Origin of the sequence: Hymenobacter glacieicola (assembly GCF_014640315.1) — a bacterium.
GTDB classification, from domain to species: Bacteria; Bacteroidota; Bacteroidia; order Cytophagales; family Hymenobacteraceae; genus Hymenobacter; species Hymenobacter glacieicola.
Genome location: NZ_BMGS01000003.1, coordinates 439,389 through 465,842 on the forward strand (window position 1 = coordinate 439,389; position 26,454 = coordinate 465,842).

The 26,454-nt window shown below is 59.5% G+C and carries 24 protein-coding genes; 16 read left to right on the forward strand and 8 right to left on the reverse strand.

Features of this window, described 5'->3' with window-relative positions; translation table 11 throughout:
* Nucleotides 1-139 precede the first annotated feature (139 nt).
* The 10 genes from ribH (at nucleotide 140) to recJ (ending at nucleotide 12,952) form a co-directional block, all read left to right on the forward strand.
* Nucleotides 140-616 (forward strand): 6,7-dimethyl-8-ribityllumazine synthase, encoded by a 477-nt coding sequence (gene ribH / locus IEW18_RS07740; RefSeq protein ID WP_188557256.1) that lies wholly within the window; start codon nucleotides 140-142, stop codon nucleotides 614-616.
* Between the two features lie 279 nt (nucleotides 617-895).
* Nucleotides 896-1,279, forward strand: a complete 384-nt coding sequence (locus tag IEW18_RS07745) for a TraR/DksA family transcriptional regulator (protein WP_188557257.1) — start codon at nucleotides 896-898, stop codon at nucleotides 1,277-1,279.
* Nucleotides 1,280-1,449: 170 nt separating this feature from the next.
* A complete protein-coding gene (locus tag IEW18_RS07750; RefSeq protein WP_229728638.1) occupies nucleotides 1,450-3,279 on the forward strand; it encodes a pseudouridine synthase in 1,830 nt (609 codons plus the stop codon).
* 176 nt (nucleotides 3,280-3,455) lie between these two features.
* Nucleotides 3,456-4,199 (forward strand): type III pantothenate kinase, encoded by a 744-nt coding sequence (locus tag IEW18_RS07755; protein WP_188557258.1) that lies wholly within the window; start codon nucleotides 3,456-3,458, stop codon nucleotides 4,197-4,199.
* Nucleotides 4,186-5,538 (forward strand): BamG family beta-barrel-assembly machinery protein, encoded by a 1,353-nt coding sequence (gene bamG, locus IEW18_RS07760; protein ID WP_188557259.1) that lies wholly within the window; start codon nucleotides 4,186-4,188, stop codon nucleotides 5,536-5,538. Before IEW18_RS07755 ends, bamG begins: the two co-directional genes overlap by 14 nt.
* Nucleotides 5,539-5,575: 37 nt before the next feature.
* Nucleotides 5,576-6,130: an LPS export ABC transporter periplasmic protein LptC gene (lptC, locus tag IEW18_RS07765; protein WP_188557260.1), complete on the forward strand. Its 555-nt coding sequence runs from the start codon at nucleotides 5,576-5,578 to the stop codon at nucleotides 6,128-6,130.
* Nucleotides 6,131-6,137: 7 nt separating this feature from the next.
* On the forward strand, nucleotides 6,138-6,416 hold the full coding sequence (locus IEW18_RS07770) for a hypothetical protein (RefSeq protein WP_188557261.1): 279 nt from the start codon (nucleotides 6,138-6,140) through the stop codon (nucleotides 6,414-6,416).
* Nucleotides 6,417-6,664: 248 nt separating this feature from the next.
* On the forward strand, nucleotides 6,665-8,791 hold the full coding sequence (locus tag IEW18_RS07775; protein WP_188557262.1) for a peptidylprolyl isomerase: 2,127 nt from the start codon (nucleotides 6,665-6,667) through the stop codon (nucleotides 8,789-8,791).
* Nucleotides 8,792-8,934: 143 nt separating this feature from the next.
* Complete coding sequence (locus tag IEW18_RS07780; protein WP_188557263.1) at nucleotides 8,935-10,767, forward strand: tetratricopeptide repeat protein; 1,833 nt, start codon at nucleotides 8,935-8,937, stop codon at nucleotides 10,765-10,767.
* Between the two features lie 463 nt (nucleotides 10,768-11,230).
* Nucleotides 11,231-12,952 (forward strand): single-stranded-DNA-specific exonuclease RecJ, encoded by a 1,722-nt coding sequence (gene recJ, locus IEW18_RS07785; RefSeq protein WP_188557264.1) that lies wholly within the window; start codon nucleotides 11,231-11,233, stop codon nucleotides 12,950-12,952.
* A 6-nt stretch (nucleotides 12,953-12,958) separates the two neighbouring features.
* Here the strand turns inward: recJ and IEW18_RS07790 are convergent, their stop codons facing one another.
* Nucleotides 12,959-13,336: a DoxX family protein gene (locus IEW18_RS07790; RefSeq protein ID WP_188557265.1), complete on the reverse strand. Its 378-nt coding sequence runs from the start codon at nucleotides 13,334-13,336 to the stop codon at nucleotides 12,959-12,961.
* 184 nt (nucleotides 13,337-13,520) lie between these two features.
* On the opposite strand from IEW18_RS07790, the gene IEW18_RS07795 reads away from it, so the two are divergent.
* From IEW18_RS07795 to IEW18_RS07815, 5 genes are all read left to right on the forward strand, one after another.
* A complete protein-coding gene (locus tag IEW18_RS07795) occupies nucleotides 13,521-15,359 on the forward strand; it encodes a M61 family metallopeptidase (protein WP_188557266.1) in 1,839 nt (612 codons plus the stop codon).
* 259 nt (nucleotides 15,360-15,618) lie between these two features.
* Nucleotides 15,619-16,350 carry an LPS export ABC transporter ATP-binding protein gene (gene lptB / locus IEW18_RS07800; RefSeq protein ID WP_188557267.1) on the forward strand — a complete coding sequence of 244 codons (732 nt, stop codon included), beginning with the start codon at nucleotides 15,619-15,621 and terminating at the stop codon, nucleotides 16,348-16,350.
* A gap of 188 nt (nucleotides 16,351-16,538) precedes the next feature.
* Nucleotides 16,539-18,065, forward strand: a complete 1,527-nt coding sequence (locus tag IEW18_RS07805; RefSeq protein ID WP_188557268.1) for a GH3 auxin-responsive promoter family protein — start codon at nucleotides 16,539-16,541, stop codon at nucleotides 18,063-18,065.
* Between the two features lie 140 nt (nucleotides 18,066-18,205).
* Entirely contained in the window at nucleotides 18,206-18,640 is a 435-nt protein-coding gene (locus IEW18_RS07810; protein WP_188557269.1) for a toxin-antitoxin system YwqK family antitoxin, read from the forward strand.
* A 216-nt stretch (nucleotides 18,641-18,856) separates the two neighbouring features.
* Nucleotides 18,857-19,036: a hypothetical protein gene (locus IEW18_RS07815; RefSeq protein WP_188557270.1), complete on the forward strand. Its 180-nt coding sequence runs from the start codon at nucleotides 18,857-18,859 to the stop codon at nucleotides 19,034-19,036.
* Between the two features lie 84 nt (nucleotides 19,037-19,120).
* On the opposite strand, the gene IEW18_RS07820 is transcribed toward IEW18_RS07815, so the two are convergent.
* The 6 genes from IEW18_RS07820 to IEW18_RS07845 form a co-directional block, all read right to left on the reverse strand.
* Nucleotides 19,121-19,903 carry a TIGR00266 family protein gene (locus IEW18_RS07820; protein WP_188557271.1) on the reverse strand — a complete coding sequence of 261 codons (783 nt, stop codon included), beginning with the start codon at nucleotides 19,901-19,903 and terminating at the stop codon, nucleotides 19,121-19,123.
* 165 nt (nucleotides 19,904-20,068) lie between these two features.
* Nucleotides 20,069-20,440: a hypothetical protein gene (locus IEW18_RS07825; protein WP_188557272.1), complete on the reverse strand. Its 372-nt coding sequence runs from the start codon at nucleotides 20,438-20,440 to the stop codon at nucleotides 20,069-20,071.
* A 198-nt stretch (nucleotides 20,441-20,638) separates the two neighbouring features.
* On the reverse strand, nucleotides 20,639-22,183 hold the full coding sequence (gltX, locus tag IEW18_RS07830) for a glutamate--tRNA ligase (protein ID WP_188557273.1): 1,545 nt from the start codon (nucleotides 22,181-22,183) through the stop codon (nucleotides 20,639-20,641).
* Nucleotides 22,184-22,319: 136 nt separating this feature from the next.
* Nucleotides 22,320-22,931 (reverse strand): pentapeptide repeat-containing protein, encoded by a 612-nt coding sequence (locus IEW18_RS07835; RefSeq protein WP_188557274.1) that lies wholly within the window; start codon nucleotides 22,929-22,931, stop codon nucleotides 22,320-22,322.
* Nucleotides 22,932-23,090, reverse strand: coding sequence for a hypothetical protein (locus tag IEW18_RS07840; protein ID WP_188557275.1), 159 nt, complete (start codon nucleotides 23,088-23,090; stop codon nucleotides 22,932-22,934). It abuts the gene before it with no gap.
* A gap of 274 nt (nucleotides 23,091-23,364) precedes the next feature.
* Nucleotides 23,365-23,751 (reverse strand): RidA family protein, encoded by a 387-nt coding sequence (locus IEW18_RS07845; RefSeq protein WP_188557276.1) that lies wholly within the window; start codon nucleotides 23,749-23,751, stop codon nucleotides 23,365-23,367.
* Between the two features lie 60 nt (nucleotides 23,752-23,811).
* On the opposite strand from IEW18_RS07845, the gene IEW18_RS07850 reads away from it, so the two are divergent.
* A complete protein-coding gene (locus IEW18_RS07850; protein WP_188557277.1) occupies nucleotides 23,812-24,474 on the forward strand; it encodes a 3-hydroxyacyl-CoA dehydrogenase family protein in 663 nt (220 codons plus the stop codon).
* Between the two features lie 63 nt (nucleotides 24,475-24,537).
* Here IEW18_RS07850 and glmS read toward each other — a convergent pair whose 3' ends face one another.
* A complete protein-coding gene (gene glmS, locus IEW18_RS07855; protein ID WP_188557278.1) occupies nucleotides 24,538-26,373 on the reverse strand; it encodes a glutamine--fructose-6-phosphate transaminase (isomerizing) in 1,836 nt (611 codons plus the stop codon).
* Between the last annotated feature and the right edge of the window lie 81 nt (nucleotides 26,374-26,454).

The window sequence follows — 26,454 nt, forward strand, 5'->3', positions numbered from 1 at the left end:
CGGGCTAGCCCGTCCTTTTTTGTTTTCAGCGGGTAGCTGCGCCCCAGGCAACTCTAGGGAAACTTACCAGCCGGCAAAGCGGGTGGGTATCGTACCTTTGCCTACCATTCGTTTTTTACCTCAACCGCACTTCTGGCCCATGGCTACCTCCCTGAAAAACCTGAGCGACTATACCTCCGATAACTTCATTGACATTTCCGAGAAGCGCTTCGGGCTGGTGGTGGCCGAATGGAACCGGGAAATTACCGACACCCTGGCCCGGGGTGCCTATGATACGCTGATTAAGCACGGCGCTAAGCCCGAGAACATCTTCCGCAATACGGTACCGGGTAGCTTCGAGCTGACCCTGGGCGCCCAGCTGCTGGCCCAGCACGAGGAAATTGACGCCGTGATTTGCCTGGGGGTGGTCATCAAGGGCGAAACCAAACACGATGACTACATCTGCCACGCCGTGGCCAGTGGCATCACCAACGTGGGCCTGAAGTTCAATAAGCCCGTCATCTTCGGGCTGGTAACTACCAACACGCTGGAGCAGGCCTGGGACCGGGCCGGCGGGCAGCACGGCAACAAAGGAGTGGAGGGTGCCGTGGCGGCCATTCACATGCTCGGCTTTTAGGTTCACGCAACCGCTGAGCTTACTTGTGGCCGATAACGTGGGCTGGGGGCAACCCGTAGGGTAGCATGCTGATTAGCGGACAAAACCGTAGCTTTGCGCCCACATATGCTTGGCCAACGGGATGCTTCCGGGGCTAGCAGGAAGGCCAGGCAGTTCCGGGTAGGCGAGAAGGTAAACTTATTCGCACAGGCATCTGTTGGGGCGTAACTGCTAGTCGGTTGCATCTGCGGCGGCCAATCTAGCTACACATCATTCTTACTAACCTCTCCCTGCACCAACATGAGTGAAGAACCCCTACGCTATTCCAGGGAAGAACTGGCGGAGTTTGAGCAAATCATCCAAGATAAGCTCACCGCGGCCCGCAAGGAAGTGGCGTTCATCAAGGAAACCCTGAGCCGTAAAAACGACACGGGCACCGACAACACGGCTTCTTCTTCGAAGGTGCTGGAAGACGGGGCAGATACGGCTGAGAAGGAAAGTCTGAACCAGCTGGCCTCGCGCCAGATGAAGTTCATCCAGCAACTCGAGAATGCGCTGATCCGCATCAAGAATGGCACCTACGGGGTCTGCATTGGTACTGGCAAGCTGATTCCCAAGGAGCGCCTGCGCGCCGTGCCCCACACGCAGCATTCCATTGAAGCCAAAATGGCCCGCCGCGACTAGCCTCGCTGCCCGCCTACCTGCTGCCCGGACTCGTGACCGGCATCCGCTTGCGCGGAGCTGAGTTGCTGGTCCGGGCACTGTTTTCAGAAGCCAGTGGTTACTGGCTTCATACGTTCTCTATCTGATTTTTCTACTGTACCGTAGCGATACGGCACGCACGCTTCTTCCATATGGGCAAGAAACACTTCTCCGGCGATACGCCCGGCCGCCGTGGCCGCTCCACTGGCCGCCCTACCGGCAACTCCAACGGCCCTGAGGGCTTCCGCAAATTCACCCAGCCCGGCCGCGGCCGCGACGACCGGGGCGCTGGCGATGCTCCCCGTTTTGGCGGGCGAGATGAGGCCCGCGGGACTGACCGTCCTTCCTTCGGCCGGCCGGCTGAGGGTAGCTTCACGGGGCCCAAAAAGTTTGGCACCAGTAACGCGGGTGGCCCCAAGAAATTCGGAAACGGCGGCGGTGGCTTTACCCGCGGCGGCGAAGGCCGGCCCGGCGGATTTGGGCAGCGCAGTGGCGGCCGTGACTTCGGTGGCAACAACCGTCGCTTCGAGGGTGACAGCCGCCGGCCCGGTGGCTTTGGCGGGGAGGAGCGCCGCGACGAGCGGCCGGTTCGGCCCTTCGAGCCCAAGAAATCCTGGGGCGGCCAGCCCTACAGCCAAGACGGTAAGCCCACCGTACCCCGCGGCATGCCCGGCGAGCGGAACCGCCGGTTTGTCAAGCAAAACCCCAACGAGCAGGATCAGCCCCGGCCCGAGAACTTCCGGCCGCGCGAAACCCGCCCCGACGCGGACCGCGCTGGCTTTGGTGGCGAGCGGGAAGTGCGGGCAGCGCGCCCCTTCGATTACCGTGGCCGCCCTGAGGACCTGCCTGCTGACCGCAGCGAGGGGAGGGCAGACAGCCGGGGGAACAATGACCGCCGCAACGAGCGGCCCGCCCGCCGCGACAACGACTTTGGCAACGACCGGCCCGCGCGTCGGGAAGGTGGTTTTGGGGGCGGCAGCTTCGGGGAGAAGCGCACGGCCCGGCCCGGCAGCTTTAACGGCGACAAGCGCGAAGGCCGTTCCTTTGGTGCTGAGCGGTCGGAAGGCTTCCGCTCGCCGCGCGAGGAGCGTCCCAGGCGTGCCCACGATGAATTTACGGGACGCGGCGCGCAAACGCCAAATCCCAACCAGGCTGGTAAGCGCAAATTCGGCGAGGTAGAAGGCCAGGCTCCGGATTACAAGAACCTGAAGTTTTACGAAGAGGATAAATCCCGCGGCAACAAGCGCCGGCGCGAAGAAGATGACCTGGGGGCTGATGAGGTGCGGTTGAACCGCTACATTGCCAACGCCGGCATTTGCTCGCGCCGCGAAGCTGACTCTCTGATTGCCGCCGGCGAAATCAAGGTCAATGGGCAGGTAGTAACCGAAATGGGTTACAAGGTGCAGCCCTCCGACACGGTACAGTACGGCAAGACTAACCTGAACCGGGAGAAGCTGGTGTATGTGTTGCTCAACAAGCCCAAGGACTACATCACGACTACGGATGACCCGGAGGGCCGCCGTACGGTAATGGAACTGGTAAAGGGTGCCTCCAAGGAGCGCGTGTTCCCGGTGGGCCGCCTCGACCGGAACACTACCGGCCTGCTACTCTTCACCAACGACGGAGAAGTAGCCCAGAAACTCTCGCACCCTTCTCACCGCAACAAGAAGATCTACCAGGTAGAGCTGGACAAGCCTCTGACGGAAGAGCACCTGCGGCAGATTGCGGAAGGCTTGGAGCTGGAAGACGGCAAAGCTGAGGTAGACGATGTGGCCGTAGTAGCTGGCAACCCCCATTTCGTGGGCGTGGAAATTCACATCGGCCGCAACCGGATTGTGCGCCGCATCTTCGAACACCTGGGCTACGACGTGGTAACGCTGGACCGAGTGCAGTACGCGGGCCTCACGAAAAAGGACTTGCCCCGCGGCAAGTGGCGCTTCCTCAATGAGAAGGAAGTTATCCGCCTCAAGTATTTCATGTAAGCACGCAACCGCCGGCCCGGCTGGTGGCTCTTACGGGTGAAGGTGTCAGATGGTGAAATGGTGCGTTTGATGTTGTAGTGGCCCGGCAAGCGCTACTGGCGCAATCTGCGCTACCGCAACATCAAACGCACCATCTCACCATTTCACTGTCTTATCATTTCATTCCTACCTATTCAGTGCGCACGCTTTCCCTTGATATCGGCAACACGGCGGTTAAGTACGGCTGCTTCGAAGCTGATGTGCTGGTGGAATCGGCTACTGGCCAGACGCCCGAGCAAGTTCGGGCGGCGGTAGCCCGGCTGCGGCCCGAACACGCGGTGGTAGCCTCCGTCGTGGAGCCTACGGCGCAGTGGGCGACGGAGCTTCGGACGCTGGTGGCGGGGCAGGTGCTGGAGTTTATGCCGGCTACTACCGCCTTGCCCATCCGCAACGGCTACGCTACCCCGCACACGCTGGGCGCCGACCGTTTGGCGGCGGCCGTGGGAGCGGCCTGGTTGCTACCAGGCCGGGATGTAGTGATTGTGGATGCCGGCACCGCCATTAAGTGCGACCTGGTGGAGGGCGGGCATACCTTTCGGGGGGGCAGCATTGCCCCGGGGGTGGCCATGCGCTTCCAGGCCCTGCATACGTTTACCGGCCGCCTGCCGTTGGTAGCCAATCTGCCCGAGGCCACGGCTCCCGTTCCTCTGACCGGGGTTGACACCGAATCGGCTATCCGGAGTGGGGTAGTAAACGGGGCGGTGGCGGAAGTACGCGGGCTGCTGGCCGAGTACGCTGCCCAGTTTCCGCAACTGGCCGTGGTATTGGCCGGGGGCGACGCGGCTTTTTTCCGAGCCCGGCTGAAAGGGCCTATCTTTGTTGTTCCGGAGCTCGTGCTGATTGGGCTCCACCGAATTTTAGTACACCATGTCTCAACCTAACTTCACTGGCCTGGCCGGTGGTCTTTCGCTGCTGGGCTTGCTGGTGGCTGCGCCGGCTGCACTGAGCCAGGGCCTCGGTAACTCGCCTTACTCGCGCCTGGGCCTGGGCGACGCCAGCATGAACGCGGGCGGGGTGCGGCAAATGGGCATGGGCGGCATTGGGGTAGCAGCTCCCAACAGCATAAACGTCAACGAAATCAACCCGGCGCTGCTATATTACACGGCCCGGACGACCTTCGAGGCCGGTTTCACGGGGCAGTTCAAAACCCTGCGCAACACGGTTAGCCGCCAACGCACCGGGTCTGCTAACCTGGGTTACTTGGCCTTGGCCGTGCCCATTAACCGGCGCTGGGCTGGGGCCATTGGCTTGAAACCCTACAGCGGAGTTGACTACGAATCAACCACGCTCGACAATAGCGTCATCGGCGACCCTACCGCTCAGGTGGAAAAACAATACAAGGGCAGCGGGGGACTGGCCGAGGCCTATATGAGCCACGGCGTACGGCTGGCTACTGGGCTGACCGCCGGCGTTTCGGTTGGCTATGTGTTCGGTAGTATCGACCAGGAAGCGGGCACCCGTGTTGGCACCGCCACCATTCCAGTGGAGCTGGCGAACAAGGATATCTATCAGCAACACATCTACTACTCCGACTTCACGTTTCGGGCCGGACTGCACTACCGCGGTAAGTTCACCGACAAGCTGAACTACAACATCGGTGGGACGCATAGCTTCCAGTCCAACCTGAACGGGGACCGGAGCCTAATCCTGATTCGGCAGGATTTTCAGGGGATTCAGTCCTCCGCCACGGCCATCGAGACGGATGCTCCCGGCAAAGCCCAGGTGCCTGCCCTCAGCCAGGTCGGCATTAGCCTCGACAACAACCGGAGCTGGAGCGCTAGCCTGGAAGGAACCCGGCAGCAATGGTCCCAGTTTCGGGCCTTTAACGAGCCGGGCGGCTCCTCCGGGGTTCAGCTCAGCGACACCTACCGGATGGCCGTGGGCGGGGAGCTTACTCCTGATGCCGCTTCCGTCGACAGCTACTTCAAGCGGGTAACGTACCGGGCTGGCCTCAGCCTGGCGCAAATGCCCTACCGGCCCGGTGGGAAAACCCTCTACGACCGTTCTGTAAGCTGGGGCTTTGCCTTTCCCTTGCCCACCGCTACCCCTCTTGATGCCACCACTATCAGCTTGGCCTTCATGTATGGGCAGCGCGGCAACACCAATGTTCGGCAACTCTCCGACGGCTCCTTGGAGCGCAACGTGAAGGAAGACTACGTGCGCATGCAGTTGGGCGTCACGCTCAACAACCGCTGGTTTATCAAGCGTCGCATCGAATAAGGCTGCCATGAAGCTGGGCCATTACCGTTACCTACTGTTGGGGCTGCTTCTGGCGGGTCCGCTGGCCGGCTGCCGCAAGCACGCCGACGAGGTAGTAGCCAAAAAGACTACCTACACCGGGCCCATCATGGAAACCGAGAACCTGCTCATGATTGTGAGCGACTCGGCCAAGCTCCGCATCCGCCTGACGGCCCCATTGCGGCAAGACTTCGAGAATAGCAACCAGCTCTACCCCAAGGGCGTGAAGATTACCTTCCTGGGCGAGGACGGCCAAACGGTAATCAACACCATTGTGGGTAACTACGGCCTGTACGAGAAAAGCAAGAACCTTTACACCCTGCGCGGCAACGTGCGCGTTACCAACGTGCCCAAGCAGCAGAGCATGAATACCGAGGAAGCCTTTTTCGACCAGACCAAGGCCCTCATCTACACCAAAGAGCAAACGGAAATCCGGGTGACTACTCCCACGGAAGTGCTGACAGGCCGGGGACTCACGGCCAACCAGGACTTCTCGCGCTACGACATCCTGAATCCTACGGGCATTTTCACTCTTCAAAACGCGCCCGCAGCCGCTCCGGCCGCTACCCGCTAACTGCCACATGAAACGTTTCTGGGACCCTGGCATCAGCCGCACCATTCTCCTTGTCCTGGCCGTGATGACCTTCGTAATTGCGGCCTACCAAACCCTGGTAGTAGGCAAAATGGAGGGCTTGTACCAGAACTACTGGCTATTCATGATTTCCTTCGGTCTGGTTATTGGCCTACGCTACCTGCGCCAGCGCGACAAAGTGGCGGCGGCCGAAGCCGAAGCGGCGCGCAAAGCCGCTGAAGCTGCCGCCCGCAAGCCCGCTAAAAAGCAACCGAAAAACAGGCGCTAGGCCCCAGCCCCTACCTCAGCGGCCTGCTCGTAATATGGCCTCTTGGCCGGTTACCAGCAGGCCGCTAGTGCTCAACCAGAAAAGCCTTTTCCTGTGGTTTGCGGGAGGGCTTTTTTGTTTTTTACGGCTTCCTGCCTTTCGCCACGGGCTTATCTAGCTGATGCAGGGGACTTTCATTATCTATTGACCATCTTTTTTGGTTATTTTGCACCTCATTCCACTTTTCTACCTGCGCTTTTTTCAAGTAAATGGCATTAATTAACACGATTCGAGAAAAATCGGGCTGGGCAGTCGGGGCCATCATTATTGGCCTGCTGCTCTTCATGCTGGGGGGCGACTTCCTGTATGGCCGCAGCAGCATCTTCGGCAAGAACGATCTGACGGTCGGCGAAATAGCCGGTGAGAAGGTGGAGTACGACCAGTTCAATGCCACGCTGGAGCAGGCCAAGCAGGCCTTCATTCAGCAGCAGCAGCGCCAGCCCGACGAGCAAGCCATGGGCTACCTGCGCGACCAGGCCTGGAACCAGACCATTTTCCGCATTGCCTTCCAGCAGGAGTTCGATAAGCTGGGGCTGAAAGTGTCGGATGAAGAACTCACCGACATGGTGCAGGGCAACAACGTGCACCCCAGCATCCGCCAGGCCTTTACGGATCCGGCTACCGGCCAGTTCGACCGCACCAAGGTGATTGAGTACCTGCGCAACCTCGATAAGCTGCCGCCCCAGGCGCAGGATGCGTTCCGCAACTTCGAGGCTAACCTGGGCCCGGAGCGCCAGGCCGCCAAGTACAACAACCTGCTGAAGCTGAGCACCTACGTAACCGCGGCGGAGGCCAAGCGTTTCGACCAGGGCCAGAACACTCGCGCAACCGTTCGCTACCTGATGGTACCGTACTTCGCCCTCTCCGATTCGAGCGTGAAAGTAAGCGACGAGCAGCTGCAGGCCTACCTCGACAAAAACAAAGGCCGCTACAAGGTCGAAGATGGCCGCACCATTGAGTACGTGTCGATTCCGGTAACGGCCTCCCCCGAAGACAGCGCCACCGTGCGCAAAACCGTGGATGAGCTGGCTACCCAGTTTGCTTCGGCCCCGGTTGACTCGGCTTTCGTGAAGCTGAATTCCGACCAGCCCACCAGCCCCGCCTTCCTCTCGCCGGCCGACATGCCCGAGAAGCTCCGCGCCCAGCTGCCCCTGCAAGTAGGCAAAGTGTACGGCCCCTACGCCGAGAATGGCACCTACTCGCTCTATAAAGTGTCGGGTCAGAAAGCCGGCGCGCAGGCGGCTGCCCGGGCCAGCCACATCCTCATCAAGCCCGAAGGCACTACGCCCGAGGCCGATGCCGCTGCCAAAGCCAAGGCCACGGAAGTACTAAACAAAATCAAGGGTGGGGCCGATTTCGCTGCCATGGCGCGCCAGTACGGCACCGATGGTACCACTGCTACCGGCGGCGACCTGGGCTGGTTCCAGCAGGGCCGTATGGTTCCTGAGTTCGAGAAGGCCGTGTTTGGCGCTACTGCAGCCGGTTTGCTGCCCGCCCCGGTAAAGACGTCGTTCGGTTACCACATCATCAAGATTACGGCTCCGAAAACCACGCAAACCTACCAGATTGCAACGGTGCAGAAGAGCATTCAGCCCACCGACGCTACCCGCGACGCCGCCTACCAGAAAGCCCAGGCCCTGAAAGGCGAAGCTACCAGCCTGGAAACTTTCCGCGCTGCCGTCGCCAAGGATAAGAGCCTGCAAAAGGTGGAAGCCAAGGGCCTCGGCCGCGGCGACCAAGCCGTGAACAACCTCCAGGGCGCCCGCCAGTTGGTGCGCTGGGCCTACGGGGTAAACCCCGAGGGTGAGCCAACCAAAGTGGGGGATGTGTCGGAGGTGTTTGAAATCGGTGACCAGTACGTTATTGCCGTTCTGACCAGTGAGCGCACCAAAGGCACCGCCGACGTAGCCAGCGTGAAGCCGGAGATTACCGCCCTGGTGCGCAACGAGCTGAAAGCCGAGCAAATCATGAAGAAGCTTAGCGCCTCGAAAGGCACGCTGGAGCAGATTGCTCAGGCCTACGGCAACGGTGCGCAAGTGAAAACGGCGGAAGGGGTAGTGCTGGGTCAGGGCCTAATTCCCGGCCTCGGCAACGAGCCCGTAGCCGTGGGCAAAGCCTTCGGCCTGAAGCCCGGCCAGAAGTCGGCCCCCTTTGCGGGTGAGCAGGGCGTCCTGATTGTGGAACCGGTGAGTGTACAGCCCGCCACAGCTGCTACCGACGTGAAAGCAGTACGCCAGCAGCTGACGGCTCAGCGCACGGCCCGCACCGACGGCCTCACCTACGAGGCCATCAAGCAGCACGCCAACATCAAGGACAACCGCACGAAATTCTTCTAAGCCGCGCGCTGTTTAGCACAAGCAAAAGGGCCGTACCTTAGGGTGCGGCCCTTTTGTTTTGTGGGGCGAAACAGGGAGGTAGTTCACTGAGTCACTACCTCACCATCCGGCACTCCGGGGCTGTTCTTTTCGTTATAGCGCTTATGAAAAAGTCGTTGCGTTCGGGTTTAGGAAAAAGCACGCTGGCGGTGCTGCTGTTGCTGGCTGGGCCAGCGGTAGCTCAACAAGCGGAAGACAATGCGGTGCAGCTGGCCCGCGAGTATGAGCGCACGGGGGAGCACGAAAAGGCCGCCTACCTGTTCGGTCGGCTGCGCACCGAGGAGCAGACCTCCCCCAATATCCTGCCCGACTATCTGGCCGCTCTCCAGGCCCTGAAGCGCGACAAGGACGCCGAGAAGCTGGTAAAGCGGGCCCAGCGCCAGCGCCCCGACGACCTCACCTTGGGCGTAACGCTGGGGCAGGTGTACGCCAAATCCGGCGACCAGCCCGCGGCCCAGAAGCAGTGGGAGCGGGTGATCAGCCAGCTGACCAGCGCGCAGGTAGTGCCCGTGGCAACGGAGTTTCAGAAGGTGGCCCTGCCCGACTGGGCTACCCGCGCGTACTTGCGCGGCCGGGAGCTAGCCAAAAACGAAACCGAGTTTGCGCCCCAGCTGATTCAGCTCTACACCCAAAGCGGCCAGACCGATAAGCTTATGGGCGAAACCCTGCGCCTGGTGCAGGACAATGAGCAGCAGCTTCCCTTCGTGCGCAACATGCTCCAGAACAGCCTGCAGGACGACAAAGACTTCGCGGCCCTGGAAAAGGAACTGCTGAGCATGGTGCAGAAAAACCCTGACCGGGGAGTGTACAGTGAGTTGCTGCTGTGGCTGCAGGTGCAGCGCCGCGACTTTACCGGTGCTCTGGTGCAAGCCAAGGCCCTGGACCGCCGCGGCCGCACCGACGGGCAGCGGGTGCTGGAAGTGGCCGAAATTGCCCGCCGTAACAAGGACTACGAAAGCGCCATTCAGGGCTACGACTACGTGGTGCGGGAGTACCGGGGCCGGCCCTACTACGCCCTGGCCCGGCAGCGCCTTGTGCAAACCCGCGAGGACCAGGTGCGCACTACCTACCCCGTAAACGTAGCCCAACTGCGTAGCCTGCTCCAGGAGTACCAGCAAGTGCTGCAGGACCTGGGCCGCACCCCGGAAACGGCCCCCGTGCTGCGCAGCATGGCCTCGCTGATGGCCTTCCAGCTCGATGAGAAAGAAAGCGCCATCAAGCTCCTGAACGAGGTAATTCAAATGCCCCGCGCCAGCCTCGACGTAGTAGATCAGGCCAAAATTGACTTGGCGGATATCTACTTGCTGCGGGCCGAACCCTGGGAAGCTACTCTGCTGTATTCGCAGGTCGAGAAGTCGCACAAAGACACGCCCCTGGGCTACGATGCCAAGCTTCGGAACGCCCGCCTGAGCTACTTTGCCGGCGACTTCAAACTGGCCCAAAGTCATCTGGACATTCTGAAGCAAGCCACCAGCCGCGAAATTGCCAACGATGCCATGCAGCTCAGTCTGCTCATTACCGATAATACGGCCATGGACACCGCCGGTGTGGCCCTGCGCGACTACGCGGTGGTGGAGCAGCTGGTATTCCAGAACAAGATTCCGGAGGCCCTACGGGGCCTCGATGGCCTGCTTCAGAAATACCCCGGCCACGCCCTGCAAGACGAAGCCTGGCTGCTTAAAGCCCAACTGCTGCGCCGCACCGGCGACTACCAGGGCGCCCTCACGGCCCTCGAAAGTATCACGGCTAACCCCAAGTACGATGTGCTCAGTGATGATGCGCTGTTTCTGGCCGCCAGCATCCAGGAGGAAAACCTGCGGGATGTCAGCAAAGCCCAGCAACTCTACAACCAGGTGCTGGTGAAATACCCGGGCAGCATCTACGTAGCCGAAGCCCGCAAGCGGTTCCGCAAGCTCCGCGGCGATGTAGTCAACTAAGCCTGCTTTAAAAAGCCTTCAGACGTGTCATTGCGAGTGGAGCGAGGAATCCGGATAACCTTTCGTGGGCTACCCAGATTCCTCGCTCCACTCGCAATAACGGCTATATCCCTTATCAGGCGCACAGAAATTGGCTTTGTTTATAGTTTGTAGAAATGAAAATAAGTAAAGCAGATTAGCGCACAGGATGCAAAAATATACTTGCTTTACATTTAATTAATAATTTAAAAAGAGAAGCAACGCGAATAGGTGGTAGGGTGTTCGTCTTCTTGCAGAAATTTTTGGTGGACGTGTCTGGCTCACTGCTTTCACCTGAGCGGTTGCAGGTTATGCGGCGGAGTAACTGTGGAGCGCGCTTTTGAGGGAGGAAATATTAGCTTCCATCCGGTTGTAGGGGCTGCCGGACGCGCCATTTTTCTTTGTACTTTTGAAGATATAGCCCCCAGTGGCCCCCGGTACAAGTATGGAAAAACGATGGATTCGCAAGCCCGCGCCCGACGCTGAGAAAGTCCGGCACTTGGCCGACGCCTTGCGCGTCAACGAGGCTATCATTTCTCTGCTGTGCCAGCGCCACGTCTGCAGCTTCGAGGAAGCCCGCGCGTACTTCCGCCCCAGTCTGGATTCCTTGCCCGATCCGCTACTCATGCAGGACATGGACCGCGCCGTGGAGCGTCTGGTGCGCGCCCTGCACCTGGGCGAGCGGGTACTGGTGTTCGGCGACTATGACGTAGATGGGACTACCTCGGTGGCATTGGTGTATAGCTACCTGCGGCAGTTCTTCGGCCCCGAGCGGGTTGATTACTACATTCCGGACCGGTATAAAGAAGGCTACGGCGTATCGGAGGCGGGCATTGATTTCGCGGCCGACTTTGGCTATGAGCTCATCATCGCCCTCGACTGCGGCGTGAAAGCCGTGGATAAGGTTGCCTACGCCAACCAGCGGGGCGTTGACTTCATCATCTGTGACCACCACTTGCCCGGCACTGAGCTGCCGGCAGCCGTAGCCGTGCTCGACCCCAAGCGCGCCGATTGCGCCTACCCGTTCAAGGAGCTGTCGGGGTGCGGAGTGGGTTTCAAGCTGATGCAGGCCTTTACCCAGCACCAAGGCTGGCCCGAAGACGACCTGTACGAGCTGCTGGACCTGGTAGCCGTGAGTATTGCCGCCGATATCGTGCCCATTTACGGCGAAAACCGCACGCTGGCCTACCACGGTCTGCGCCTCATCAACGACCGGCAGCGCCTGCAGCGCCCGGGCCTGGACGCGTTGCGGGAGCTGGCAGGACTGCAGACGGCTGAGCTGAACATCAGCAGCCTGGTGTTTGGCTTTGCGCCGCGCATCAATGCTGCCGGCCGCATGGGCGACGCCAAACGTTCCGTGGCCATGCTCCTGGCCCAGAGCACCGACGAAGCCAAAGAGAAAGCCGGGGTAGTCGACAAGACCAACCAGGAGCGCCGCGGCTTCGATACCAGCATTACCAAGGAGGCTCTGGAAATGATTGAGCAGGATGCGCTACTGCGCACGGCCAGCTCCACGGTGCTTTTTAAGCAGGATTGGCACAAGGGCGTGGTCGGGATTGTAGCCTCGCGCTGCCTCGATAAGTATTACCGGCCCACTATTATTCTCACCGAAAGCAACGGCAAGGCTACCGGCTCAGCCCGCTCCGTAGTGGGTTTTGATGTGCACCAAGCCATTGAGGAGTGCGCCGAGCTGCTGGATCAGTTTGGGGGGCACATGTACGCCGCTGGCCTGACCCTGCCCGTGGAGAACGTACCGGCCTTCCGCGAAAAATTCGAGCGCATCGTGGCCGGGCGGATTTTGCCCGAACAGCTGATTCCGCCCGTGGAAATCGACCATGTGCTGCAGCTCACGGATGTTACGCCTTCGTTTTTTCGGCTGCTGAGTCAGATGGAGCCTTTCGGACCCGGCAATCCTAATCCCGTGTTTGCGTCCGAGAAAGTGTACGCTACTCCCGATTCGGCGCGGGTAGTGGGCAATTCCCACCTCAAGCTCACCCTCACCCAGGATGGCCGCCACACCGTAGACGCCATCGGGTTTGGCCTGGGCGAGTACCACGAGCAAATCCAACAGGGCCAGCCGTTCAGCGTCTGCTACACGGTGGAAATGAACGAGTTTCGGGGGGTAAAGAACCTGCAGCTGCGCATAAAGGATATTCGCTGGGAGTAGCCCAGGCTACTGTTCCTCGGCGAGCCGGGAGGCCCACCACACCCAAACAATCAGCCCGAGCTGTAGGGGTAGGCGCAGCCACAGGGCCCACAATGGCACGGCCAGTCCGGCGCCCTGGCTTTGTAGCATGTACACGTTGGCCGGAAATACGGCTATTAGTAAAAGCACCAGGCCCCAGCCGGCCAGGCGGCGGGTAGCTGGCATCAGCAGCCCAAGTCCGCCGACTATTTCAGCGGCCCCGCTCAGGTACACCAGCAAGAGGGGAGCGGGCAGGTAGGGCGGCACAATGCGCATGAACGGGCGGGGGGAAACAAAATGCAAAACGCCGGCCCCGAAAAAAAGCAAAGCCAGCACGTAGCGGCTATAATGTCTGAGGTGGCGCATAAGCTGATGTCTAGGTTTGACGCTGTGGGTAGGGGGTAGGGGGGCATAGGCTCGCCATAAGATATTGCGTAACCCAGCAGGCGGGCAGTACTTATGCATACCGGCGCGGCGGTGAAAGTACGCCTGAACCGCAATGCTTACCTTCGTGCAGGCGTTATCTGCCTTCCATCCTGATTGATTCCTAATGAAGACGCTTTATCTGGCGCTTGGGCTCAGCCTAGCCACTCTTGGTACGGCCGCCGCCCAGCAGCCCGCTGGTTATCAAATTAATCTCGACCTACAGAACGTCCAGAACGACCGGGTGCGGGTGGTTATCACCACTCCGGTCATCAAGGAGCAGCAGGCTACCTACGTCATTCCGTCGGTAGTGCCGGGGTCTTACTCCAAGAAAGATTACGGCCGCTTTATAACCGATTTCAAGGCCTTCGACAAGCAAGGCAAGCGGCTGAAGGTGCGCAACAGCGGCCCCAACCTGTTTCTGATTGACGACGCCAAAAAGCTGGCCCGCCTAGAATACCTCGTCGATGACACCTGGGATGCCAAGCAGGACGACGCGTTTATCTTCCAGCCCGGCGGCACCAACATTGAGGCCGGCCGCAACTTCACCATCAACCATTACGGGTTCTACGGCTACCTGGAAGGCTACAAAATGGAGCCCTACCAAGTGAGTGTGCTTAAGCCCGCCGCCCTCTACGGTGCTACCGCCCTTGATGTGCGCCGCGAGTCAGCTACCAAGGACGTGTTTACGGCTCCCAACTACGTAACGCTCGCCGACGGTCCCATCCTGTACGCCAAGCCCGACACGGCCAGCTTCAGCACCGGCGGGGCGCGCATCTCGGTGGCGGTTCTCTCGGAAACGGGCGTGGTGAAGGCCGCCGAAGTCAGCCAGATGCTGCGGCCCATGTCGGAGGCCCTGACCAAGTTTTTCGGCAACATGCCCGTGCCCAGGTACCAGTTCCTGTTCTATTTCCCGGGCCTGAACTCGCCGCTGAACAGCAAAAACGGCGGCTACGGGGCCATGGAGCACAGCTACTCCTCGCTTTACTTCCTGCCCGAAATGCCCGACCCGGACCGCCTGCGCAGCATGGTGCTGGAGGTGGCCTCGCACGAGTTTCTGCACATGCTGGCCCCGCTCAACATCCATAGCCGCGAAATCGGGGAGTTCGACTTCCGCAACCCGCAAATGTCGCAGCACCTGTGGCTCTACGAGGGCGTAACGGAGTACGTCTCGCAGCTGGTGCAGGTGCGCGGCGGCCTGATTACGCCCGAGGAGTTTCGCAGCCGGATGAAGGACAAGATTGACAAGGCCGGCAAGTTCGAGAACGTATCGTTTACGGAAATGAGCCGCCGGATTCTGGAGGCTCCCTACAAGGATATGTACCCGAACGTGTACGAAAAGGGCGCCCTGATGGGGTTGCTGCTCGATATTCGGATTCGGGAGCTGAGCCAGGGCCGCCAGACCCTGCGCGACGTGCTGCTGGCCCTGCGGAAAAAGTACGGCCCCACCCGCTCCTTCGAGGACAACCAGCTGATTCCCGAAATCGTGGCCCTGACCAGCCCTGAGCTTCAGCCCTTCTTTGACCGCTACGTGGTAGGCAAGGAGCCGCTGCCGCTGGCCGAATACTTCGGTAAAATTGGCTGGGTGTACGCGCCTGTGGGCCAAACCCGCGTGAAAGCCTTCGGCAACCTGGGCTTCGGCTACGACCAAGGCAAAAACCAGTTCCGGGCCGTGAAAACCAAGGCCGATGAAAACGCTTTCGGGCTGAAAGAAGGCGACGTGATTGTGGCCGTGAACGGGCAGGCCGTCACCATGCAGAACGCCGAGAAGCTGCTGCGCCCCCTGGTAGAGCCCAAAACGGCCGACCCCGTCCGGGTGAAATTCCGCGACGGCGCCACCGGCCCCGAGCAGGAGCGCCAGGCTACCCCCCGCGAGTTTGAGGTAGAAGTAAAAAACCTGGTGGAGGCCGTGCCTACCCCCACGCCCGCCCAACAGACGCTGCAAGATGCGCTGCTGAAAGGGTAGAAAGTGACGAAGTGATGGGGTGAAGAGGTGATGAGGTAAAGAGCACCGTCATGCTAAGCGAAGGCCCAGCCGTAGTCGAAGCATCTCTACCGCTGGCTAACTCCTGATACCCGAATGAGAACCGCTCCAGAGCCCAGGGTTTACACCTTAGGCTAGTGAACCGCCCACAAAAGGCGGTAGAGATGCTTTGACAAACTCAGAAGGACGGTTCTCTTTACCTCATCACCTCATCACCTCATCACCCCATTACCTTTGCCCTATGATTCTGCGAGCTGAACACCTGGTCAAGAAATACAAGTCGCGCACGGTGGTGAACGACATGTCGCTGCACGTGGAGCAGGGCGAGATTGTGGGGTTGCTGGGCCCGAACGGGGCGGGCAAAACCACCTCCTTCTACATGACGGTCGGCATGGTGAAGCCCAACGAAGGCCGCGTGTTTCTCGATGACAAGGACATTACCAAGCTGCCCATCTACCAGCGGGCCCGCCTCGGCATCGGCTACCTGGCCCAGGAGGCGTCGGTGTTTCGCGACCTGACCGTGGAAGAAAACGTGCTGTCGGTGCTGGAGATGACCAACATGCCCAAGCAAGCCCAGCGCGACAAGGTAGAGGAACTGCTCAACGAGTTCAGCCTGACCCACGTGCGCAAAAACTTGGGCCGGGTACTAAGCGGGGGCGAGCGGCGCCGCACCGAAATTGCCCGTGCCCTGGCCGTTGACCCCAAGTTTGTGCTGCTGGATGAGCCTTTTGCCGGCGTCGACCCCATTGCCGTGGAAGAAATCCAGGGCATCGTGGCCAAGCTCAAGCACAAGAACATCGGCATTCTCATCACTGACCACAACGTAAACGAGACGCTCAGCATCGTGGACCGGGCCTACCTGCTCTTCGAAGGCAAGCTATTGAAAGCCGGCACCGCCGAAGAGCTGGCCGAGGACGAAATGGTACGGCGCGTGTACCTGGGCAAGCACTTTGAGCTGAAGCGCAAGATTTAACCGGTGAAGCAGGGGTAGCCCCTCCGCCAATTTCTACGGCCAGCAAGGGCGAAGCACTGCTTCGCCCTTTTTCGGGCTGGCTGGTCCCGCCGCAGATTTCGCGGCAGTCTGGTAACTTTCCGGAGCGCACGAGGGTAGAGACAAGCCCTTTCTTACAAGTACCGTATGTTTCTACCTATTCTCCCGCTGTGATTAGTACCGTTCTGACCTGGGCCGTTCAACGACGGCTGGCCACTGTGGAGCACATCCGCCAGTACCCCCACGAGGTGCAGCAGCAGGTGCTGCGGGAGCTGCTGCACACGGCCCGGGCTACGGAATGGGGGCAGCGCTACGGTTTCGCCGACGGCCTGACGGCCCGGGAGTTTGCCCAGCGCGTACCCATCAGCAGCTACGAAGAGCTTTACCCCGAAATTGAGCGGGTGCTGCGCGGCGCGGCCAACGTGCTCTGGCCCGGGGTAGTGCAGTGGTTTGCCAAGAGCAGCGGCACCACCAACGCCCGCAGCAAGTACATTCCCGTCACCCGCGAATCGTTGCAGGAGGGCCACTACCGCGCCGGCCGCGACATGACGGCCCTGGCCACGCTTTACTACCCCGAGGTTAACATTCTGGGTGGCAAAACGCTCTCCCTGGGCGGTACCCACGGCCCTAATCCGTTCCGCGCGCCGGAGGCTGGCTCCCGGGTTGGCGACGTTTCGGCCGTTATCATGCAGAACCTGCCGGCCTGGGCCGAGTTTGTGCGCACGCCGCCCCTGGAGCTGGCCTTGCTGGATGAGTGGGAGGAAAAGATTGAGCGCATTGCCCGCCACGTGCTGAATGCCGATGTGCGCGTGCTGGCCGGCGTGCCTACCTGGATGATTGTGCTGCTGCGCCGTGTAACGGAAATGGCCGGTGCAGCTTCTATTCTGGAGGTGTGGCCCCGGCTGGGGCTGTTTCTGCACGGGGCGGTGGCTTTCGGGCCCTACCGGGAGCTGTTCCGGCAGCTGATTCCGGGTCCGCAGATGCACTACCTGGAAATCTATAACGCCTCTGAGGGCTACCTGGCCCTGCAGGATGAGCCCAACTCCGAAGACCTGCTGCTGCTGCTCAACCACGGCATCTACTACGAGTTTCTGCCCCCCGATCAGTGGGAAGCCGAGGAACCCCAGGCCATTGGCCTGGAAGCCGTGGAGCTGGGCAAAACCTACGCCCTCATCATCAGTACCAACGCGGGCTTGTGGCGCTACAAAATCGGCGACACGGTGCGCTTTACCAGCCTGGCTCCTTACCGCATCCGCATTTCCGGCCGTACCAAGCACTTTCTGAATGCCTTCGGGGAAGAAGTAGTCGTAGAAAATGCCGATGCGGCCATTGCCGCCGCCTGCCAGGCCACCGGCACCACGGTGCGCGACTACACGGCCGCGCCTATCTACTTCTCTTCCCAGGATGGCGCTTCCCGCGGCAGCCACCAGTGGCTAGTAGAGTTCACCCAACCCCCCGCCGATACCGCCCAGTTCGCGCAGACCCTCGACCACACCCTGCGCCAGCTTAACTCCGACTACGATGCCAAACGCCACCGCGACCTTGCCCTAACGCCCCCCGAACTGACGGTGGCCCCGGCGGGTACGTTTGAGCGGTGGCTGGCTGGCCGGGGCAAGCTGGGCGGCCAACACAAGGTGCCGCGCCTAAGCAATTCCCGGGAGCTGCTAGATGAAATTCTTGTTCAACTAAAAAAATAGTTTACATTCGGAAGTCATCTTTTTCGCTTCTGATGTTCTTCCCCAAGCAAGTATCCGCGTGCCTGCTACCCTGCAGGGTAAGGTGGCTTTCAACGGTTGTGCTACTGGTAGTCGGCGCTGGGCTAAGCTCGTGCACCGGGATGCGCCACGGCCCCGTCGGGTTTTGGTCACGCAACCGGTATGATGGCGGGGACCAGCGGCATGGGCCCTGGCGGGAGTACTTCGACCAGGAGGAAAAGCAGTTGGCTAATCGGGGCCGCTACCGGCACGGCCTCCCGGTGGGTGTGTGGCGTAACTACAACCCTGGGGGCCAGCTAGAGCACACCGAGCGGTTTTACCGGCACCCCTACGGCCTTGTTACGCTGGCCTACTACCATCCTAACGGAAAACTCGCCAAGCGCGGGCGGGCCCGCTACCGCGCGGAGCCTACGGGGGCGCACTTTTTCTGGTTTGGCGAATGGCAGCGCTTCGGTCCAGATGGCCAGCCCTTACCGTCAGAATGGTACCAGGATGGTACGCAGACGGCACCACCAGCTAGCCAGCCACATCCCGGAACGACAATAAAATTACCTTAATCCATAACAGTCCGAAAATTGTACTGCTACCATTAGTTAAGGCATGGGTTTTTTCGGTCGAATGATGGGTAGGAATGCACGTGTTAGCTACTTACGCGGCCGCTAATCTGGGTTGTTGGTCGGGCAGAAGAAGCTGATAATCGAATGCTCCTGCATTTTTATGGGGCCTGATATAGATTCGTACATCAGTTCTGTCCTAAAAACTCCCTGCTCCTGATGTCTGTCACTACTACTACTTCTACGCACCGCCCGGGCAAAAGCCGTCGTCGTCGCAGCTTGAAAACAGATGATACCGTCTCCGTCCGGAAAATGCGCGCTACTGCCGGCTTCTTAGGGTTACTGGTGCTGGCGCTGCTCGCTAGTCTGGGCGTTATTGCCGCTTCGGCCAGCCAATAGATACTGCCTAGGTAAGCTGAAGCGGCCCCGCGAACCGGAATCCATTTCCGGTTCGCGGGGCCTGCTGGCAAACAGACCCATTGCTTACTCGTCCAGAACGCCGCCTACCAGCCGGCCAAAAACGCCGCCGCTTTCCTTCTGCATGTTGCCGCCCCCGGGCGCAAGGGCCTGAATCAGCTTCTTAATCGGCATAGATTGGAGCCATACGCGGCCCGTACCGCGCAGCGTGGCCAGCAGCAAACCTTCCCCGCCAAATATCATCGACTTGAGGCCCCCGGCCCGGGCAATGCTGAAGTCAATACCGGGCTCAAAGGCGACTACGCACCCCGTGTCCACGCGCAGCAGCTCGTTGTTGAGGCGCTTCTCAATGATGGTGCCTCCGGCGTGAATAAAGGCTTTGCCGTCGCCGGTAAGCTTCTGGAGAATGAAGCCTTCCCCACCGAAAAAGCCCGCGCCCAGCTTCTGGTTGAAGTGAATGTTCATTTTCGTGCCCCGGGCCGCAGCCAGAAACCCGTCTTTCTGCACAATCAGGCCCTGGGGCAGCTCGCCTAAGTCAATAGGAATAATGGTGCCCGGGTAGGGCGCTGAAAAGGCGACGTGAGCCTTACCGTAGCCGCCCCGATGGGTGAAGTGGGTCATGAACAACGATTCGCCGGTAATCAGGCGAGTGCCCGCCGAAAATAGCTTGCCCATAAAGCCTTGTTCAGGCTCGGAGCCGTCGCCCATTTTGGTTTCAAAAGCAATGGCCTCGCTCATGTACACCATGGCCCCCGCTTCCGCAATAACAGTTTCATTGGGGTCGAGCTCTACTTCAAGAACCTGAATATCAGTGCCCAGTATTTTATAATCGACGTCGTGGGAGCGCATAGAAATGGAACAAAAGGTGTGGTGAAATACGGTCCCCAAGTATAGCGAAACGCGAATTAATACGGCACTTCCGAGGCCTATAACGCACCACAGGCCCTACCCCCAGCAAAACTCGGTTGCTTTCTTGGGGGTAGGGCCTGTGCTACCTCAGAAGTGAGGCCCGGCTTACTCTTCGTCAGTTTCTTTGCTCAACTCCTCCTCAGGGTCAGCCTCGGCTTTGGGGCCCTTCTTTTTGGCTTCCTTGCTGGTGCGGCGCATGAAATCCTCATCCGACTCTTCGGGCTCCTGGGCGCCTTCTTCCAACGGGAAATCCTCCTCGTCTTCGTCTTTCTCGCCAAATTGCCCGTCGCGGTTTACCAGTTTCTTGTCGCGCACGTGGCGGTTCAGGAACTGGTTGATGTCCTCGATGGAGTAGTTTGAGGTGATTTCGCCCAGCGGATTCACCTTGATTTCAAAGCCTTCTAATTCCTTGTGGACGCGGGCTTTTTTCTCCGGGTCGGCTTTCTTCTTTTTCGGACTAACAGGTTTCTTGGCCATGATGCGGGCAGCTAAAGTCAGTGCAACAGCAGGTAGCCTACGCGGGTAGGCAACTCTGAACCAAGTACTACGGCAGCACCCCCGCATCGGTTGAAGCTACCAGGAGCAAGTACTGATTATTAGCCTTGCAGCAAGAAAAAACGCCTGGCCAACGTGTCGTCAGCCAGGCGTTTGTAAGCAAGTAGGCGCTTAGCTGCGCTAGGCAGCCGGCAACTGGGCCACCGCCTGCTCTATGCGCTCGGCCGTTTCCTGGGTACCCAGAATGCTCATGATGTGCATGAGGTCGGGGCCGGCGCCGGCGCCCGTTACGGCCACGCGCAGGGCCTGCAGCACCTGCCCGATTTTGATGCCCTGGGCTTCCAATACTTGGGTGAGCAGGGCCTTAATGCCGTCGGGGGTAGTGTCAGCAGCAGCGGGCAACTGCCGGGCAAACTCGGCGAGGGCGCCGGCTACCTGCGCGTTCCATTTTTTGCTGATTACCTGCTCATCATAGGCGGTAGGACGCTGGAAAAACAGTTGCGCTTCCTTGGCCAAGTCAGCCGGGAAGGTAGCCCGCTCTTTCACCAGGGCCGCAATCTGCTCGGCTTTGCCGGCGGGCACCATAATGCCTTGTTCCTGCAGGCTTTCAGTCAGGTATTGGACCAGCTCGGCGTCGGGCTTGGCGCGCAGGTACTGCTCGTTGTACCAGCGCACTTTGTTCTGGTCGAAGCGGGCCGGCGACTTGCTTACGCGCTCAATCGAGAAGGCCTCAATCAGCTCGTCCATCGTGAACAGCTCCTGCTGGGAGCCGGGGTTCCAGCCCAGGAAGGCTAGGAAGTTGATGAAAGCTTCGGGCAGGTAGCCACTTTCGCGGTAGCCGCTGCTCACCGTCGGCTCACCCGTTTCGGCGTCCTTGCCGTGCCACTCCAGCGGAAACACCGGGAAGCCCAGCCGGTCACCGTCGCGCTTGCTGAGCTTGCCCGTGCCGTCGGGCTTGAGCAGCAGGGGCAAGTGGGCAAACTGAGGCATGGTAGCTTCCCAGCCCAGGTAACGGTAGAGCAGCACGTGCAAGGGCGCCGAGGGCAGCCACTCTTCGCCCCGAATCACGTGGGTGATTTCCATCAGGTGGTCGTCGACGATGTTGGCCAGGTGGTAGGTAGGCATGCCATCCGACTTCATCAGCACCTTATCATCAATGCTCGACGAGTGTACTACGACCCAGCCACGAATCAGGTCATTGAAGCGTACTTCCTCCTTGCGGGGCACTTTTAGCCGGATAACGTACTGCTCGCCGGCTTCCAGCAGCTGCTTTACTTCCTCGGCCGGCAGGGTCAGGGAGTTGCGCATCTGGGCGCGCGTGATGCTGTTATACTGCGGGTTAGGCACTTTGGCGGCCGTCAGGCGGGCGCGCATGGCGTCCAGCTCCTCGGGCGTATCGAAGGCGTAGTAAGCGTGGCCGCTGTCGATAAGCTGCTGGGCGTACTGCCTGTACATGGGCTTCCGCTCGCTCTGGCGATAGGGGGCATGGGGGCCGCCGTTCCACGGGCTTTCGTCCAGCTCAATACCGCACCACTCCAGGCTCTGGCGGATGTAGTCCTCGGCACCGGGTACGAAGCGGTTCTGGTCGGTGTCCTCGATGCGGAGCAGCATCTTGCCGCCCAGTTTGCGAGCCAGCAGGTAGTTATACAGCGCAGTGCGCACGCCGCCGATGTGCAGCGGGCCGGTGGGGCTGGGCGCGAAACGCACCCGTACTTCTCTTTCCATACAAACAGCTGATTTGCGCCCGATTCAGGTCCGAAACGCGCCGCAAAGGTAGGCAATTCGCCGGGGAGGCGGAGGATATAAAATTGACTTCGACAGCAGATAAAAGCCAAGGTTGTTAACCCCTCAGGCCAGTATTTTACTCGATAATCAAGCCATGCCGGGCCAGGAGGCCAGGCAAGCTGAGCAGAGCAAAGCGGGCGTTTTTCAACTCGTTGACTTCAGGGTCCAGCAGCACGTTGTGAGCCGTCCGGAAATCAGCACCGCTTAGCTTGGTGTGCAGGAACACGGCTCGCTCCAGCTGGCAATTCTGAAACACGGCATCCGTCAGGTCCGTCTGGGTAAAGCTGGCCTCTCGCAAGGAGCAGTCCACGAACCGGGTATGGGGCATGGCCTTGCCGGTAAAGGACGCGTAGTCGAGCTGACACCGGTCGAAGTGGACACGGAACAGCATGTCGCGGCAGGCTTCAAATTGCAGCCCGAGCAGCTTACAGCCGTCGAAGGCCACATTTTGCAACGACGTGTTAGCCAGGCTGGTACCTGCCAGGTTGCAGTTCTCAAACCGGCACTCACTGAACAATCGGCCGGCCAAGTTACTCTGACTCAGGTCGAAGTTCAGGAAGTGGTAATTCTCAAACTCCCGTTCGCCCACCAGCGCCGGGGGTAGGGCACGGGTCAGCACCCGCTCCGATGGAAAGTAGTCGGGCTTCTGCTGGGGTTTGGCGGTTTTGCGGGAGGTATGCCGGCGCATTTATTCCTGGTTTCGGAAGCGGAGCCAGAGCACGAGCCCCAGCAACACGGCGCCGCCCCGGATCAGCCACGCCGTAGTTGGCCCCCAATTGTTAATCCAGTCCAGCAGCGGAAACCGGAAGTTGGCTGGCAACAGCAGCGGCGCCAATATGGCAACCAACCCAGCTAGAAACAGAAATATCCCTACCTCTCGCATAATGGTGAAATAATGAGATGTTGATTAACTACGCTTCAGTAAGCGGCGTCATGGCGAGCAGGTACGCCGCCATTCTTCCTCTCTTTTGTGATAAGCTAGATAACATGACCAGCCCTTCCCGTCAGCACGGACGGCAAGGGCTGGTCACTGCCATAACGGGTAGTGCCGGGTAAAGGACGGATGGCGTCGTGCTACTCGCCCTAACAAGCTGGTTAGAACGACTAGCTTCCCCTTCTTCTTATTTCACAGCAATACAGGAAATTTCTACCTGCACATCTTTCGGCAGGCGGCTTACTTCCACGGTTTCGCGCGCGGGAGCGTAATCGGCAGAAAAATAGCTGCCATAGATTTCGTTGATCAGGCCAAAGTTGCCGAGGTCCTTCACGAAAATGCTGCACTTCACAATGTCGCGCAGGGTGTAGCCGGCTGCCTCTAGCACTGCCTGCAGGTTGCGCATTACCTGGTGCGTTTCCTGCACTACATCCCCGTTGCCAACGAGTTGGCCCGTATCAGAGTCGAGGGCAATCTGGCCCGAAACGTACACGGTAGTACCGGCCTGAATGGCCTGGCTGTACGGGCCGATAGGGGCGGGAGCCTGCGCCGAGTAAACAATGGTGTTTGCCATACAAAAGGAAGATTCGAAGGAAAGGAGACTATCTTACTGCCAAAGTAAGCTGAAAAAACGATGCATCTGTTCATTGTGGAAGGCCAACCGGTAGAGGCTGAATTCCGCCGCAAGTTCGGGGCCACGCACACCTATGACTTCTGTCCGGCCGGCGCCCCCGACCTGCTTACCCGTCTCGGGGCGGCGGATGTGGCCTTCGACCTGCGCGACTGGCCCGAACTGCATTATGAGCAGCCTCGGCAGCCGCTTTTCTACAACACCACTACCCGCAGCCTGGCGCAGCTTTTCCACGGCGAGGCTCCGCCATTTGGTCCCGTATTTGGCTTTTGCGGCCTGCCTACATTTGTTGATGTGCCCGTCTGGGAAGTAAGCACCTATGGCGCTGCCGATGGATTGTACCTCTCCGAAGCCTGCGCCCTTCTTGGCACCGAATACCAGGTAGTGCAGGATCGGGTGGGGCTGCTGACGCCGCGGGTAGTTTGTTTAAGCATCAACGAAGCCTGCTACGCCCTGCAGGAAGGAGTAGCATCCGCTCCGGCTATTAACCTTCTTTTGTTAGGTAGCGGCAGTGGTTTGCTGACGCGGGCCAACACCATCGGGCTAAGCCGCGTCTACGAAACGTTGGAATGCGTGTACCAGGACACGCACGAGCCGCGCTACATTCCCAGCGCGCTGCTTAAAAGAATGCACCTGCGCGGGGAGTTATTTGAAGTAGGAGGGTGAACAGATAGAATAGAAAAAGCCGCTTAGGTTTCCCCAGGCGGCTTTTCTGTTTTGCGGAGTAGGTTACTCTACCGTCACTGACTTGGCCAGGTTACGGGGCTGGTCAACGTTGCAGCCACGTAGCACGGCAATGTGGTAGGAGAGCAGCTGTAGCGGCACTACCGATACCAGCGGCATCAGGACCTCGCTCGTGGCAGGCACCTCAATCGTGAATTCGGCCATTTCCGGAATCACCGTGTCACCTTCGGTTACCACGGCAATGATCCGGCCTTTGCGAGCCTTCACTTCCTGAATGTTGCTTACGACCTTCTCGTACGAGCTATCCTTGGTAGCAATAACAACCACGGGCATGTTCTCGTCGATTAGCGCAATCGGACCGTGCTTCATTTCCGCCGCGGGGTAGCCCTCCGCGTGGATGTAGCTGATTTCCTTTAGCTTCAGAGCGCCTTCCAAGGCCACGGGGAAGTTGTAGCCACGACCCAAGTACAGGAAGTTGGAAACGTCCTTGAAAATCTCAGAAATCTGTTTGATTTCGGCGTCCAGCTGCAGCGCCTTCTCGACCTTCGCCGGAATGGTGTTCAGCTCCATCATTAACTCCCGCAGCTTCGTATCGGAGAGCGTGCCGCGCTTGTGGCCCACAATCATGGCCAGCAGCGTTAGCACTGTTACCTGCGCCGTGAAGGCCTTGGTAGAGGCTACTCCGATTTCCGGACCCGCGTGGGTATAGGCACCGGCGTCGGTGGCCCGGGCAATGCTGCTGCCCACCACGTTGCAGATACCGAAGATGGTAGCGCCCCGGCTCTTCGCCAGTTCAATGGCAGCCAGCGTGTCGGCCGTCTCACCGCTCTGCGAAATAGCAATTACGATGTCACGCTCCGTAATGATGGGGTTCCGGTAGCGGAACTCCGAAGCGTATTCCACTTCTACCGGAATACGCGCCAGATCTTCCAGCAGGTACTCGGCCACCAAGCCCGCGTGCCAGGAGGTACCGCAAGCCACAATGATGATGCGGTCCGCGTTTACAAACTTCCGCTCGTAGGCGCGCACGCCGCCCATGTTCAGGTGGCCGGCTTCCAACTCCAGACGGCCCCGCATCGAGTCGAGAATAGAGCGGGGCTGTTCGAAGATTTCCTTTAGCATGAAGTGCTCGTAGCCGCCTTTCTCAATGCGGTCCAGCTCTAGCTCCAGGGTCTGAATGTAGGGAGTCTGCTTTACGTCTTCCTTGCTACGGATTTCCAACTGCCCATCCTTAATTACTGCCAGCTCGTAATCGTTTACGTAGATTACTTCGTTGGTGTACTCAATGATGGGCGTGGCATCGGAGGCGAGGAAAAACTCGTTTTCGCCTACCCCGATTACCAACGGCGAGCCTTTACGGGCGGCAATCAGCTGGTTGGGGTTATCCTTGCTCAGTACCACAATAGCGTAAGCACCTACTACTTCGTGCAGGGCCAACCGAACGGCTTCCTCCAGGGAGCAGCTATTCTGCTTCTGAATTTCCTCAATCAGGTTCACGAATACTTCCGTGTCCGTGTCGGAGTGAAAAACGTGGCCTTGCTGCTGCAAATGCTGCTTTAGCGCGGCGTAGTTTTCGATAATGCCATTGTGGATAATAGCAATCCGCTCCGAGGTGGAATAGTGCGGGTGCGCATTTACGTCGTTGGGTTCGCCGTGGGTAGCCCACCGGGTGTGGCCCATGCCAATGTGGGCGTGGGTGTCAACCTCAGCAATAAAAGCTTCAAGGTCAGCTACTTTGCCTTTTTTCTTGTAAACGCTGAGTTGGCCATTCAGCAGGGCTACGCCAGCTGAGTCATAGCCGCGGTATTCCAGGCGACGCAGGCCTTTAATGATGATGGGGCAAGCCTCACGGTGCCCAATGTAAGCGACAATTCCGCACATAAGTTGGTTGGTTGTGACAGAGCAGAAACTTTCCGAAAGTGAAAGTTAAAGACGGGCGGCATGGCAAAAGCCGTGCCGCCC